Source organism: Caenimonas sedimenti (assembly GCF_007833165.1).
Lineage (GTDB): Bacteria > Pseudomonadota > Gammaproteobacteria > Burkholderiales > Burkholderiaceae_C > Ramlibacter > Ramlibacter sedimenti.
Genome location: NZ_VOBQ01000001.1, coordinates 73,815 through 87,361 on the forward strand (window position 1 = coordinate 73,815; position 13,547 = coordinate 87,361).

The window sequence follows — 13,547 nt, forward strand, 5'->3', positions numbered from 1 at the left end:
GCTGTCTAGCTACCTCCCCACCACTTCGACCTCCTGTACCGGGGCCTCCCTGCTTTCGGAATACGCGATGCGACCCGCGGACGCGAAGGCCGCGCGCGACATCGCCCGCGCCGTGGCGACCGCGCTGCCGGCGGTGTCCGAATCGCGGCGCAGCGTGATGCCGATGCCGACGTCCGCCGTCCACTCGGTGGGCACCGCCTGCACGTCGTCGCCGTCCAGGTCCGCGCCGACGTGGATGGGCTGGGCGAGCGCCCGCAGCACCTTGGCGCCCACGTGCTTGAGCAACTGGGCGTCCTTCGTCCGCATCAGGACCAGGAAGCCGTCGTCGCCCAGGCGGCCCAGCTGTGCACCCATGGGCGCGCTGCGCCGCAGGCGGCCCGCCGAGACGAACAGCGCGTGGTTGTAGGCGGCGCGGCCATGCAGGTTTTCCAGCGCGGCAACGTTCGCCAACGACACCGCGATCACGCCCAGCGGCTGGGTGCTGCCGCTGCGCAGGAAGGAGCCCACCAGCTTGCCGGCGTGCGCGTGCGACGGCAGGCGCGTCACCGGGTCGTAGCTGGGGCCTTGCGCGAGCACCTGCTTGAGTTCCAGGGCGTGGGCGTAACGCATCCACATGGCCCAGCCCATGATGGCGACGTAGCCCATCGACGACGTGGCCGCCAGTCCATGCACCGCCACCGAGACCCCACCGTGGGTGACGATCCAGACCAGGGAGCTCAGGCTCACCAGCGCGAGCGTGACGCCGGCCACCGAGATCCACGCGACGCCGTTGCCGCGCCTCGCCTTCAACAGCGCCAGTGCGATCAGCGTCAGGCCATGGGAGAACCCATAGGCGCTGGCGAGCCACAGCCCCCAGATGGGCGGCAGCGTCCAGGACGCGACCAGGATCGCGCCACCCAGCAGCAGCAACAGCAGCCAGAGCCGCTGGTCGGTGGTCGGCTTGCGGTAGCCGCGCAACACCAGCAGCAGTTGCGAGGTGAGGCCCACGGAACCCAGCACCGTGAGATGCGCGAGGAAACGCGCCTGGGTCTCGGGGTCGTCGATGGGAATCAGCCCGATGTAGGAGCAGACGAACAGCGACGGCACCAGCGAATAGGTGGCGCCGACCGCGGCGACGCGCCAGAAGCCACGGGCCGCCGCGCCGATGGCGGCAGCCAGCATGAAGGCGGCCACGGTGAAGAAGCCGCCCCAGAAAGCGGCTGCCAGGGAATCCATGGACGACGGTATAGCAGAGTGCCGGGCTTCACACGGACTTCACGCACGCTTCCCGGCGGCTTCGACAAGGCATCTCGGCGGGCCGCGACGCTTGCGGCATGCAACAACCCCTTCACCTCCGCCCCGGCGCCTTCTTCCTCCTGTCCGTGCTGGCGATGCTGGCGCGCCGCGCCCGCCGCCACCGTGGCGCGCGCTTCACGGCGTGACGAGGTTGAACTGCGCGATCAGCCAGTCCTTGAACTTCACCAGCGGATCGAAACTCGCGCGCGCCTCCGGGTGGCAGACCCAGTAGCCGAACTCCGAGCGGTAGCTGTCCGGCATGGGCGCACCGATCACGCCGCTCGCGACGTCGTCCTGCACCAGGCAGCTCGGTACCAGCGCCAGCCCCATGCCGGCGGCTACCGCACGGATCAGCCCGTGGTACTGGTCGAGTTGCGGCCCCGCGAACGTGTTGACGCCGCGCACGCCGTGCGCGCCGCACCATTCATCCCAGGCGTTGGGCACCGTGGTGTGATGCAGCAGGACCTGGCTGGCCACGTCCTGCGGCTTGCGCAGCTTGCGTGCGAGCAGCGGGGCCGGCGGCGCGATGAGCGTGACTTCGCGGCCTGCCAGGTAGGTGGCCGTCGCGCCCGGCCAATGGCCGACACCATACAGGATCGAGCAGTCGAGGTCCTTCCGGCTGAAGTCGTAGCCCTGCGTGTAGGGCACGAAGTGCAGGGCGATCTGCGGGTGCAGCTTCTGGAACGACGGCAAGCGCGGGATCAGCGCCTTGGCGCTGAAGGTGGGCAGGGCCGACAGGTGCAGCATGCCGCCGCCGTCGTGGCTGGCCATCGCCTCCAGCGTGGCGCTTTCGAGCTGGCTGAGCAGCGGCCGCACGGAGGCTTCATAGCGGGCGCCGGCGGGTGTCAGTGAGATGCGCTGGCGCACGCGCTCGAACAGCGCGACGCCGAGATGGCGTTCCAGTTCCTGCACCTGCTTGCTGACCGCGCTCTGCGTCAGGTGCAGCGCTTCGGCGGCGCGCGAGATGCTGCCGAAGCGGGTGGTGGTGACGAATGCCTGCAGCAAGTGGATGGGGGGTTGGAGTCTGCGCATGAGAGATTGTGATATTCCTAGATGGAATCAAGTGTTGCCTGGATTTCGTTTGTGCGCCAGGGTCTGTCCAGGGAAGAATGGCTTCATTCCACACATGTCTCATGAGGTTCCAGCATGAAGCGACGTCAATTCCATGTTCTCGCGGCCGCCAGCGCGCTGGCCGCGCCGGCCTGGGCGCAGGCCCGGCCCTTGCGCCTGGTCGTTCCCTTTCCGCCGGGCGGTGCCACCGACATCACGGCCCGCGCCCTGGCGGAGCCGCTGGGGCGTCTCCTGGGGCAGGCCATCATCGTGGACAACCGCAGTGGGGCGGGAGGTTCAGTGGGCATGGCCGAACTGGCCAAGGCCGCGCCGGACGGCAACACCCTGGGCTTGGCCACCTTGTCGACGCACGGCGTGAACCCAGCGGTGTACAAGAAGCTGCCCTACGACCCCTTGAAGGACTTCGCGCCGGTCACCGAGATCGTCAAGGCGCCGGGTGTGCTGGTGGTGCACCCCTCGGTGAGGGCCGAGAGCATCTCGGAGTTCATCGCCCTGCTCAAGGCCAACCCGGGCAAGGTGACCTATGCGTCGCCCGGCAACGGCACCATCGGCCATATGTGGGCCGAGCTGTTCAAGAGCACGACCAAGACCTTCATGCTGCACATCCCCTATCGCGGCGCCGGCCCGGCACTGACCGACCTGCTCGCGGGGCAGGTGCAGGTCTATTTCGACCAGGTGGCGTCGTCCCTGCCGCATATCCAGTCGGGCAAGCTGCGGGCGCTGGCCGTCTCGTGGAGCACGCGCCTGCCCTTCATGCCGGCCGTGCCGACCTATGCCGAGGCGAGCCTCTTCTCCAACAACGATCCTTCGTGGTTCGGGCTGCTGGCGCCGGCCGGGACGGCCACCGCCACGGTGAAGCGCGTGCAGGAAGCCGTGGCCCGGGCGATCAAGGAGCCCGCGGTGGCGGAGCGCCTGGCCGGGCAGGGCCTGTTTCCTTCGGGCAGCCTGCCGGAAGACTTCGGCCACCAGTTGCGCAAGGAGATCGACAAGATGCGCCGCATCAGCCAGTTCGCGAAGATCACGCTGGATTGAGGCTTGAGTACCGTCTTGGAACTGATTCGCCACCGGGCGCTTCATCCGGAGCGCGAAGAAACCGCCCGCTCGCTGATCCGCACCAGCGCCGGGACCACCGCGCTGGTGTTCGATTCACCGCACAGCGGCACCTGCTATCCCGCCGATTTCGATCACGCTTGCGACTTGGCTGCATTGCGGCGCGCGGAAGACACGCATGTCGAGAAGCTGTTCGATTTTGCGCCGGCGCTCGGCATCAGCTGGGTGGAAGCGCTGTTCCCGCGCAGCTATCTCGACGTCAACCGCCACGAAGGCGAGATCGATCTCTCGATGATCGAAGGCCCCTGGCGCGGACTAGTGGAATCGGACCCCACCGCGCTGGCCAAGGTCCGCCTGGGCAAGGGCCTGGTCTGGAAGCTGACCGACGACGGCTTGCCCCTCTACGCGCGCAAGCTCTCCGCCGCCGAAGTCAGCGCGCGCATCGAGCGTTGCTGGCGGCCGTACCATGCGGCCGTCGCGGAGGCGATCGCCGGTGCGCACGCGCGCCACGGCTTCAGCCTCCACGTGAACTGCCATTCGATGCCGGCCATCGCGGCCAGCCACGCGACCGAGCACCCGGGGCTGGTGCACGCGGATTTCGTCCTGGGTGACCGCGACGGGACCACCGCGAGCCCGAAGCTTGCCGCACTGGTGGCCGAGTGGTTGCGCGGGCGCGGCTATACGGTATGGCTCAATCACCCGTACAAGGGCGTGGACCTCGTGCGCCGCCATGGCCATCCGGCCGCCCGACGGCACAGCATCCAGCTCGAAGTGAATCGCAAGCTTTACATGGACGAAGAGACGCTGGTACTGCATGCCGGCAGCGAGCGGCTCCAGCGCCATCTGCGCGAACTCGCGGGCGAATTGCTGCGCCTGCGCGCCATGGACCTGGCATGAAGAGGACGATCAACCTGGAGGACCTGATGAACCCCGAAAGACGATGGCTGCTGGCAGCCGGTGCCGCCGCCCTGCTGCCCGCGTGCGGCACGGCCGCCCGCAAACCGGACACGCTGGCCGAGGTGGACATCTATTCGGCGGGGGCCGGCGGCGCCTTCCTGCCCTACGCGCAGGGGCTGGCTCGCGTCCTGGCCGGCCAGGGCGTGGCGAGCCGCGCGCTGGAATCCAGTGGTTCGATCGAGAACGTGCGCAAGGTGGACGCCGAGCCCCAACGGCTGGGCACCGTGTTCCTCGGCACCGCCTTCGAGGGCGTCACCGGCAGCGGCGCCTGGGCCCAGGGCCGCAAGCACGGCAACATCCGCGCGCTGTTCCCCATGTACGAGACGTCGTTCCAGCTGGTCGCGCTGCGCAGTGCCAAGATCGACAGCGTGGGCGGGCTCGCCGGCAAGCGCGTGGGTGTCGGGCCGGCTGGTGGTCCGGCGGAGAGCTACTTCAAGGGTTTGATGGCCGGCCTGGGCCTCAACGCCACGCTGGTCGCCGGCACGCCGGCCGCGCTGTCGCAGGATGTGCTCGCAGGGCGCATCGACGCGCTGTGGCAAGGTGCTTCCGTGCCCATCCCACCCATCCAGGAGATCGCCAACCAGGCCGACGCTGCCGTGTTCGGTCTCACGGCGTCCGAATCGGCCGTGATGCTGCGGACCTTTCCCTTCCTCAGCGCGGCCACCGTGCCGGCCGGCACCTACCGCGGGCAGACGCAGCCGCTCGCCAGCATCGCCGCATGGAACTTCGTGGTGGCGCACCAGGCGTTGCCGGAGGCGCATGCGTACTGGATCACCCGGACGGTGCTGGGCCTCGCGGATCCGCGGGTGATCGCATCCAGTGCGGCTCCCACGCGTGCGGCCAACGCGGTCCACAACCAGGTCGTTCCTTTTCATGCCGGGGCGCTGCGGTACTACCGCGAGCAGGGAATCTCTGGCCTGGTCTGAAAGTTGGGGCTAGCCGAGGGTGCCGAAATTGGTGTGCCCTGTCCGGGCGATGCTGAGCGCGTCCAGCGCTTCCGTCGCTTCGTCGAACAGCCGGCGCACCTGCTCGCGTTTGCGTTCGGCCTCGATGATCTGCTGGCGCGGGGGCTCGCCCAGGGTCTGCGCGTACTCCACCATCGCCTCGCCCAGCGCGGTCTCGATCAGCGAGAGTTCGGCCTGCGCGGTCTGCCAGGTCGCGAGCTTGGCGATCGCCAGTTCCAGGGTCGGGTGGGTCATGCGCAAAAAGTGTACTCCTGTGGCAGCGCTTGCGCAGGGTCCTACAGATGGACGGGGTTCGCACTTGCTGCGCGCGTCCGGCCAGCCAGCAGGATGCAGGGAGACACATGCTCTGAAGGAGACGCCATGAGAAAGTTCGTGCTCCCACTCTTCGCCGCCATGGCCCTGGGCGGCTGCGCCACGGACGCCAGCTACGTGGGCTACAGCTACGGTTCGGGCTGGGGGAACCCCTACTACGGGTCGGTCGGCATTTCGGCACCCCTCGTCATCGAGGGGCATGGCTGGCGCGACGGGCGCGGGATGCGCGACCGGGACGGCGATGGCATTCCGAACCGGATGGACCGCGACCGCGACGGCGACGGTGTCCGCAATCGCGCGGACGCACGGCCGAACAATCCGCGGCGGCAGTAGACGAGGGCCGGGCCGGAGCCTCAGGTGCTCCCGCCCACGAAAACGTCCAGCCCCGCCCACGTCTGCAGCTGCTTGTTGGCGGCGATCAGCCGGTTCACCATCAGGCGGATGAAGGCCTTGTCGAACAGCATCTGCAGGTCGTCCGAGGCCCGCTTCAGCGCATCGCCCCGGATCTCCACCGCGACGCCCGCGGTCTCGGCGATGGCTGTGGCGGAGCGCACCGGGTTGTCCGGTTGCAGCAGGCACATCTCGCCGAGCGTCGTGCCCGACTCCACCGTCATCAGGTGCGCGCCCTGACGCTGGATCTTGACGCGGCCTTCCAGCAGCACCAGGAACGATTCGCCCTTGGTGTCCTCCTCCATCAGCGTCGCGCCGGCGGCGAACTCGCGCAGCCGGCCGAGACGCAGCGTCTCCCACAGCGCGGCGTCGGTGAAGCCGGCGAAGAACGGCAGGACGCGCATCTGCACGTAGCGCTCGGAGGCACGGTCCTTCGAAGGTGACTTCGGCAGGTTCTTGCTGACGTTCAGCACGGCATCGGCGAACTCGGGCCATTCCGCCGGGCGGTCCTCCGGCTTCTTGGCGATGGCCCGGGCGATCAGGTGGTCCAGCGCTTCCGGCAGGTCCGTGCGCAGCGAGCTCGGCGGCGGGGGCTCCTCGTTGCCGATCTTGTAGAGCACGGCGAACTCGGTGTCGGCCAGGAAGGGCTGGCGGCCGGTGAGCAGCTCGTACAGCATCACCCCCAGCGAGAACATGTCGCTCTTGTGGGTGGGCGCTTCGCCCCGGATCAGCTCCGGCGCGATGTACAACGGCGAGCCCGCCAGGCCCTTCTGGGTCGTGCCCTCGCCGGTGGTGGAGAACGCGGTGCCGAAGTCCGCCACCTTGATGCTGCCATCGAGCTGCAACATCACGTTGGCCGGCTTGACGTCGCGGTGCACGAGGCCGCGCAGGTGGGCGTGGTCCAGTGCGCTGCAGCACTTGTAGACGATGTCCAGCACCTGCGAGACGGGCAGCAGCTGGTCGGCCTTGGTGTAGACGGAGAGGGTGCTGCCGGACACGTATTCCAGCACCAGGTAGGGCGGATTGGCATCACCGTCGACGTCGAGCAGTTGCACGACGTGCGGGTGGCGCAGCCGGCCGGCGATCTTGGCCTCGCGGAGCAGGCCCTTGCGGTACGACTCCGAGGTCTCTGGGTTCCTCAGCAGGTGGGCGTGGATCTGCTTGATGGCCACGTGGCGCTGGTTGAACTCGTCCTCCCCAAGGTAGACGGTGCTGCTGGCGCCCCGGCCGAGTTCCTTGAGGATGCGGTACTTGCCGATGGTGGTGGGTCGCGAGGCGGACATGGGAACTCCAGGACAGGTTGGCGGCGATGTTCCCCGATTATTGACGCCGCGGCGAAACCATCGGGGTTCCGACCGGCCGGGGCCACCTACAATCGCGTCCCCATGCTATCCGCCAGCCAGCGATGACCGACGCCGAACCCAGCCCCGAACCCGTGCACGAACCCCGCCTTTGGCGCGACGACGGCTGGACCGCCAGCGTGCAGAAGAACGAGGACGACGATGGCTGGGCCGTCGCGATGACGCCCGATGGCCAGGTGGAGCCGGCGCTGGTGGGGCCCTGGACCATGGGACGGGACAAGAAGAACCCGAAGCCGCTGGATGCTCCCGCCTTCCACACGCTGGTGAAGACGGCCACCGAGTTCGTGCGCCGCCACCAGCAGCAGTTGCATGCCGCACTGCACCAGCGCATCGCCATCGACCACGAAGGCAACCGGGTCGAGGTGGCTCTCGACATCGAGCCGGACGACGAGAACCCGTCGGCCAAGCTGAGCGCTTTCGACTCAGCGGGCAGCTTGCTGGCTGAAGTCCGTGTCCCGCCGTCGTTCAAGCTGACGCGCGCGAGCGCCACGGCCTGGGCGGCCGGCGGCTTCGGTCCAAGACCCTAGTCCCAGGTCGCGCCCGTCTTCGCGACGATCGGCGCCCATTTGCGCGATTCGAGATAGATCAGGGCGGTGAGCGCCTCGACCGAAGACGACGCCGTGTCGATGCCGAGCTTGGAAAACTGCTGGCGCACCTGCACGTGATTGATCGCCCGGGCAAGCTCACGGTTCAGCGCGGAGACGACGTCGCCCGGGACGCCGCGCGCGGTGAAGAGTGCGAAGAAGGCCTTCACATCGAACCCCGGCACACCGGACTCGCCCATGGTCGGCACATCGGGCAGCAGCGGCGAACGCCTCGCTGACGTGACCGCCAGGGCGCGCAATTTGCCCGCGCGCACGAACTCGATCACGCCCGGCAGGTTGGCCAGCATCACCGGGACCCGGCCGCCCATCACGTCTTGCAGCGCCGGCGCGTCCCCGCGATACGGGACGTGGCGCATCTTCACTTTCATCGCGTCCGTCATCATCTCGGCCGCGAGATGCACCGAGGTGCCGGCGCCCGGCGTCGCATAGGTCACGTCGCCCGCCCGGGCCATGTCGGCCAGGCCCTTCAGGTCGCGCACGGGCACGTCGGGATTCACCACGACGATGTTCGGCACGCTGCCCACCAGCGTGATCGGCTGGACGTCGCGGGTCACGTCATACGGCAGCCGCTTGGTCAGCAAGGGGTTGATCGCGAACGAGTTCATCGCGGTGATGCCGATGGTGGTGCCGTCGCGCGCCGCCTTCAGCACCCAGTCGACACCGATGTTGCCGCCCGCGCCCGCGCGGTTCTCCACGAGCACGGTGGCGCCGCTCAGCTCCTGCAGCTTCTGCGCGATGGCACGGGCCTGGAGGTCGGTGGTCCCGCCCGCGGGATACGGAACGACCAGGTGGATCGGCTTGCCCGGCAAGGCGCCCTGCGCCCAGGCAGGCAGCGAGGCGCCAAGCACGGCGGCGCCCAGGAGCCGCCGGCGCGCGATGGGGATCAGGTTGGCATTCATCGGCAATCTCCGGGTTGGGCGGCGGGAACAGGTGCCGCGTTACTTGTATCTTAACGATGATCAGTTATGATTCAAGCCGTCGGACTCAGGGGATACCCTAGAGTTTCGCGATTTGATCTTAACGTTGGTCAGTTAATTGGAGACAAGCATGTTCAAGGACGGCCTGCTGGCTTGCAAGCGCATCCTGGTGACCGGCGGCGGTTCGGGCCTGGGGCGCGAGATCGCGGAACGCTACCTGGCGTTGGGGGCGCACCTGTACATCTGTGGCCGCCGCCAAGCGGTGCTCGATGAGGCCGCGGCGGAGCTGGTGGCGGCGCACGGCGGCAGCGTCAAGACCTTCGCCCTCGACATCCGCGACGCCGCCGAAGTGCAGGCGATGGTCGATGCGATCTGGGCCGACGGCGGAGCGCTCGATGGCCTGGTCAACAACGCCGCGGGGAATTTCGTGAGCCGCACGCAGGACTTGTCGCCGCGCGGCTTCGATGCAGTCGCCAACATCGTCCTGCACGGCACCTTCTACGTCACCCAGGCAGTGGGCAAGCGCTGGATCGCTGGCAAGCATCCGGGCTCGGTGATCTCCATCGTGGTCACCTGGGTGCGCACCGGCGCGCCCTTCGTGGTGCCCTCGGCGATGTCCAAGGCGGGCGTCGATGTCATGACCAAGTCACTCGCGGTCGAGTGGGGCCCCTACGGCATCCGCCTGAACGCGATCGCGCCCGGCATCTTCCCGACGGAGGGTGCCAACAAGCGCCTCAGTCCCACCCAGGAGTGGAAGGACGGCGTCGTGCGCAATCCGATGAACCGGGTCGGGCGCATGAGCGAACTGCAGAACCTCGCCGTCTTCCTCATGGCGGATGGGGTGGAGTGGCTCACCGGCGAAACCATCGCGATCGACGGTGCCGGCCACTACCAGAACGGTGCCTCCTTCACCGACTTGGCCGACCTCACCGACGAGCAATGGGCCGCCATGCGCGAAGCCATCCGCAGAAAAGACGAAAAAGACAAGGCGCTGGAGTAGACGATGCGCGTCGATCACTACGTGACCGCGATCGCCGCCGATCCGGCCCGGGCCGACGTGCCGGCCTTGCTGACGCAGGACGAGCAGGTCAGCTACCGCGAACTCGCTGATCGCATCACGCGGTGCGCCGGCTCCCTCGCGGCCGCCGGGCTGGCCGCCGGGCAGCGCGCGGTGCTGGTGGGAGAAAACAGCGTCGACATGATCGTGGTGCTGCTGGCGGTGATGCGGCTGGGCGCCTGGGCCGTGCCACTGAACGCACGCATGTCGGCCGTGGAGATCGATGGCATCTGCGCGCACTGTGCGCCACGCCTGTGTTACTTCTCGGGCGAATCTGCCGAAGCCACCGCGCACGCGGGTCGCTTCGGCGCGGCGGGAGGCGAGGGCGATGGGCTTTCGCGTGGCTCGATCGCCTTGCGCGAAGACGGCGTGCAGCCAGACGGAAGCGACGATGGCTCGGCGCATGACGTCGCCGTGATGATCTACACCTCCGGCAGCACCGGCAAGCCCAAGGGCGTGATGCTCACGCATGCCAACCTGGACTTCGTCTCGCAGGCCTCGCTGGCGCAGCAGGTGCTGCTGCCGGGCGACCGCATCTTCCATGCGTTGCCGATCTCGCATTCGTTCGGCCTGATCTCCGCGCTGCTTTGCGCGCTGCGCGTGGGCGCGTCACTGCTGCTGTGCACGCGCTTCAGTGCCGAGCAGCTGGCCGACGCCCTGCGGCACCGGGGCATGACCGTCTTCCAGGGTGTGCCCGCCATGTATGCGCGCCTCATCGAGTGGGCGGAGCGCAGCGGTGAAGCGCTCACGCCGAACCGGCTGCGCATGGCCTACATCGGTGGCTCGCAGATCGACGCCACCAGGAAGGCGCAGGCCGAACGCTTGCTGGGGATCCGCCTGCACCATGGCTATGGCCTGACCGAATCCGCCCCCGCCGCCACCCGCACCTTCGGGCATCCGCCGCCGTCGGAAATCACCGCCGGCTGGCCGATCCCCGGCATCGAGGTGGTGGTTCGCGACGGCGCGGGCCAGGTGTTGCCGCCGGGCGAACCTGGCGAGGTCTGCATTCGCGGGCCCAATGTGATGAAGGGCTACTTCCGTGACCCGGACCAGACGCGCGCCGCGATCGACGCGGACGGGTGGCTGCACACCGGTGATGTCGGCCGCTTCGGGCCCGAGGGAGACCTGACGATCGTCGGCCGCATCAAGGAGATGATCATCCGCGGCGGCTTCAATGTGTACCCCGCCGAAGTGGAAGCGGCCATCGCCGCCCATGCGGGCGTCGCGCAATGCGCGGTGTTGGGCCATGCCGTGGCCGGCGACGAGGAGATCGTTGCCTTCATCGAGCCGCAGGCGGGTGCTCGCATCGACACGCGAGCGCTCGAGCAGTTCCTGCGCGGCCGGCTGTCCCCCTACAAGATTCCGCGCCGCTGGCATGTGATGGATCGCTTGCCCGCCGCCGCGACCGGCAAACTGCTCAAGCCGGCCCTGCGGGAAATGCTGGTGGCCCTGGCCGCCAAAGAGGCCGCATGAACAGCATCGATGCCCTGCTGCGGCCGAGCAGCGTCGCGATCGTCGGCGCCTCCAACGACGTCAACAAGATCGGGGGCCGCCCCATCGGCTACATGCGCAGCCATGGCTTCGCGGGCGAGCTCTACCCGGTCAGCCAGCGCGGCGATCCGGTGCAGGGCATCCGTTCCTACCGCTCGCTCGACGACCTGCCGCAAGCCCCGGACTCCGTGATCCTGTCGGTGCCGGCCACGTCGGCGCTGGAGCAGATCCGCGCCTGCGTTCGCGTCGGCGCGCGCGGCGCCGTCCTGTTCTCCTCCGGCTTCGGCGAGATGGGCAGGGACGGCGTGCGCGCGCAGGCGCAGCTCGCCGAGGAGGCCCGCGCCGGGGGCTTGCGGCTGCTCGGGCCCAACACCATAGGCACCGCCAACTTCGGCTGCGGCGCGGTCCTCACCTTCGCCTCGATCTACCAGGAATACGCTCCGCAGGATGGGCCGGCCGCCATCATTTCGCAAAGCGGCGCGATCGGCGCGTCGGCGTACTCGCTGCTGCGCGAGAACGGCATCGGTGTGCGCTACGTCTGCGCCACGGGCAACCAGGCGGACGTCGAGGTGAGCGAACTCGTGGCCTGCGTCGTCGATGACCCGCAGGTCCGCATCGTGCTGCTGTACCTGGAGGAAGTGCGTGACCCGCGCAAGCTCTCGGGCGCGCTGGCGGCGGCGCGCGCGCGTGGCGTGCCGGTGCTCGTGCTCGCTTCGGCCCGCACCGCCGGGGGCGCGCGCATGGCGGCTTTCCACACCGGCTCGGCCGGCATGACCGACCCCGCGCTCGCGCAATTGTTCGCGGCGCAGGGCTGCCGCGTCGCGTCCAGCCTGACCGAGCTCAGTGCCAGCGTGCCGCTGTACCTGCTCGAAGGCACCACGAGTGCGGCTCCGCTGCGCGTCGGTCTGGTCAGCAACAGCGGTGCCTCCTGCGTGCTGGCGGCCGATGCGTGCGATGCCCAGGGGCTGCGCCTGGCCGACTTCAACGCCGCCACGCGCGCGCAGCTGGACGTGCTGCTGCCGGCGTTCTCGCGCAGCCGCAACCCCGTGGACCTCACGGCGATGCTGCTGGCCGACAGCGCGATGCTCGGCCGCTCCGTCGCCACCGTGCTGGGTGACCCGGGCTGCGACGCCCTGGCCCTCAGCCTGCTGGCGGTGGCGGGCGCGGGCTACGACGTGGAGCGCTTCGCCGCCGACACGGCCAGTGCGCTGCGGGCGCAGCCCAAGCCGGCCGCCTTCAGCTCCCCGCACGCGCGCGTGCGCGCGGCCTTCGCGGCCGAAGGCCTGGCGGTCTTCATGAGTGAGGCCGATGCGGTCGCCGCCCTCAACGAGCACCACCAGCACCGGCGGCAGGCCGCCGCGCTGGCTTGAAGCCATGGGTGTCATTGCGGGCTCGACCCGCAATCCATGGAGGAGCGATGCCGCGCCACGGTGGATCCCGGATCGAGTCCGGGATGACAACTAATGCACCATCCCGTTCAGGAAGATCTGGAAGATCTGGCGGGAAACGCCTTCGGGGTCCTTGCGCAGCACGTAGCTCGGCGTGTTCTGCGGGCTGGTCATGATGTGGGCCAGCCCATGGCAAGCCGTCCAGGCGGCCAGCGTCGCCTCGCGCCGCCGGTCCATCGAACCGTCGCTTTCCAACAGGAAGTCAGCCACCGCCGTCTCGAGCAGGCTGTACGAGCGGATCGCGGCGTCGTTCAGTTCGGGGTGGGCTGCCTTGTCCGGAATCTCCGGGCCGTGCATCAGGTGGAAGAGGGCGGGGTGCGCCCGCGCGAAGGCCACATAGGCCAGCAGGACCGCCATCAGCCGGTCGTGCGGGGTGCGCATGTCCTTCAGCGCGGCCATGCGCTGTTCGAACAGCATGCGGAAGCCCAGCGCCGCGATCGCCGCCAGCAGGCCCGTCTTGCCTTCGAAGTGGTGCAGGGGCGCCGTCTGCGTGACGCCGATCCGCCGTGCGATCTCGCGCATGGTGAGCGCCGCCAGGCCCTCGCTTTCCACGATCGCCAGTCCCTCCGAGACGAGCTCCTCGCGCAGGTTGCCGTGGTGGTAGCTCTTCGTCGGCGGCTTTCTCGATGGCATCTCCCGCAGATGTTA

Annotated in this window: 14 protein-coding genes; 8 read left to right on the forward strand and 6 right to left on the reverse strand. The window is 68.8% G+C overall.

The genetic code is table 11. The features are described from left to right. Positions 1–9 precede the first annotated feature (9 nt). Both FN976_RS00405 and FN976_RS00410 read right to left on the reverse strand, forming a co-directional pair. Positions 10–1,215, reverse strand: coding sequence for a GGDEF domain-containing protein (locus FN976_RS00405; RefSeq protein ID WP_145889834.1), 1,206 nt, complete (start codon positions 1,213–1,215; stop codon positions 10–12). 195 nt (positions 1,216–1,410) lie between these two features. After that, complete coding sequence (locus tag FN976_RS00410) at positions 1,411–2,307, reverse strand: LysR substrate-binding domain-containing protein (protein ID WP_145889836.1); 897 nt, start codon at positions 2,305–2,307, stop codon at positions 1,411–1,413. A gap of 114 nt (positions 2,308–2,421) precedes the next feature. On the opposite strand from FN976_RS00410, the gene FN976_RS00415 reads away from it, so the two are divergent. Genes FN976_RS00415 through FN976_RS00425 form a run of 3 tightly spaced genes read left to right on the forward strand, consistent with a single transcriptional unit; the run spans position 2,422 to position 5,279 of the window. Continuing rightward, positions 2,422–3,378, forward strand: a complete 957-nt coding sequence (locus FN976_RS00415) for a tripartite tricarboxylate transporter substrate binding protein BugE (RefSeq protein ID WP_145889839.1) — start codon at positions 2,422–2,424, stop codon at positions 3,376–3,378. Positions 3,379–3,402: 24 nt separating this feature from the next. Continuing rightward, a complete protein-coding gene (locus FN976_RS00420) occupies positions 3,403–4,293 on the forward strand; it encodes an N-formylglutamate amidohydrolase (RefSeq protein ID WP_145890040.1) in 891 nt (296 codons plus the stop codon). Then, positions 4,290–5,279: a TAXI family TRAP transporter solute-binding subunit gene (locus FN976_RS00425; RefSeq protein ID WP_145889841.1), complete on the forward strand. Its 990-nt coding sequence runs from the start codon at positions 4,290–4,292 to the stop codon at positions 5,277–5,279. Before FN976_RS00420 ends, FN976_RS00425 begins: the two co-directional genes overlap by 4 nt. A 9-nt stretch (positions 5,280–5,288) precedes the next feature. Here FN976_RS00425 and FN976_RS00430 read toward each other — a convergent pair whose 3' ends face one another. Continuing rightward, positions 5,289–5,552, reverse strand: a complete 264-nt coding sequence (locus tag FN976_RS00430; protein WP_145889843.1) for a hypothetical protein — start codon at positions 5,550–5,552, stop codon at positions 5,289–5,291. A gap of 126 nt (positions 5,553–5,678) precedes the next feature. On the opposite strand from FN976_RS00430, the gene FN976_RS29325 reads away from it, so the two are divergent. Next, positions 5,679–5,963, forward strand: coding sequence for a thrombospondin type 3 repeat-containing protein (locus FN976_RS29325; RefSeq protein WP_145889845.1), 285 nt, complete (start codon positions 5,679–5,681; stop codon positions 5,961–5,963). Between the two features lie 20 nt (positions 5,964–5,983). On the opposite strand, the gene FN976_RS00440 is transcribed toward FN976_RS29325, so the two are convergent. Then, a complete protein-coding gene (locus FN976_RS00440; RefSeq protein ID WP_145889847.1) occupies positions 5,984–7,303 on the reverse strand; it encodes a protein kinase domain-containing protein in 1,320 nt (439 codons plus the stop codon). Between the two features lie 122 nt (positions 7,304–7,425). Here FN976_RS00440 and FN976_RS00445 point away from each other — a divergent pair, with 122 nt between their 5' ends. Then, positions 7,426–7,908 carry a hypothetical protein gene (locus FN976_RS00445; RefSeq protein WP_145889849.1) on the forward strand — a complete coding sequence of 161 codons (483 nt, stop codon included), beginning with the start codon at positions 7,426–7,428 and terminating at the stop codon, positions 7,906–7,908. On the opposite strand, the gene FN976_RS00450 is transcribed toward FN976_RS00445, so the two are convergent. Continuing rightward, the gene (locus FN976_RS00450; RefSeq protein ID WP_145889852.1) at positions 7,905–8,885 is read right to left on the reverse strand and encodes a Bug family tripartite tricarboxylate transporter substrate binding protein; all 981 of its coding nucleotides are present in this window, start codon (positions 8,883–8,885) and stop codon (positions 7,905–7,907) included. The genes FN976_RS00445 and FN976_RS00450 overlap by 4 nt on opposite strands. 148 nt (positions 8,886–9,033) lie before the next feature. On the opposite strand from FN976_RS00450, the gene FN976_RS00455 reads away from it, so the two are divergent. The 3 genes from FN976_RS00455 to FN976_RS00465 are packed head-to-tail and all read left to right on the forward strand — an operon-like array spanning position 9,034 to position 12,821. Next, positions 9,034–9,903, forward strand: coding sequence for an SDR family oxidoreductase (locus FN976_RS00455; protein WP_145889854.1), 870 nt, complete (start codon positions 9,034–9,036; stop codon positions 9,901–9,903). A 3-nt stretch (positions 9,904–9,906) separates the two neighbouring features. Beyond that, complete coding sequence (locus FN976_RS00460; RefSeq protein ID WP_145889856.1) at positions 9,907–11,433, forward strand: class I adenylate-forming enzyme family protein; 1,527 nt, start codon at positions 9,907–9,909, stop codon at positions 11,431–11,433. Beyond that, entirely contained in the window at positions 11,430–12,821 is a 1,392-nt protein-coding gene (locus FN976_RS00465; protein WP_145889858.1) for a CoA-binding protein, read from the forward strand. Before FN976_RS00460 ends, FN976_RS00465 begins: the two co-directional genes overlap by 4 nt. Positions 12,822–12,911: 90 nt before the next feature. Here the strand turns inward: FN976_RS00465 and FN976_RS00470 are convergent, their stop codons facing one another. Beyond that, positions 12,912–13,532 carry a TetR/AcrR family transcriptional regulator gene (locus tag FN976_RS00470; protein ID WP_145889860.1) on the reverse strand — a complete coding sequence of 207 codons (621 nt, stop codon included), beginning with the start codon at positions 13,530–13,532 and terminating at the stop codon, positions 12,912–12,914. Between the last annotated feature and the right edge of the window lie 15 nt (positions 13,533–13,547).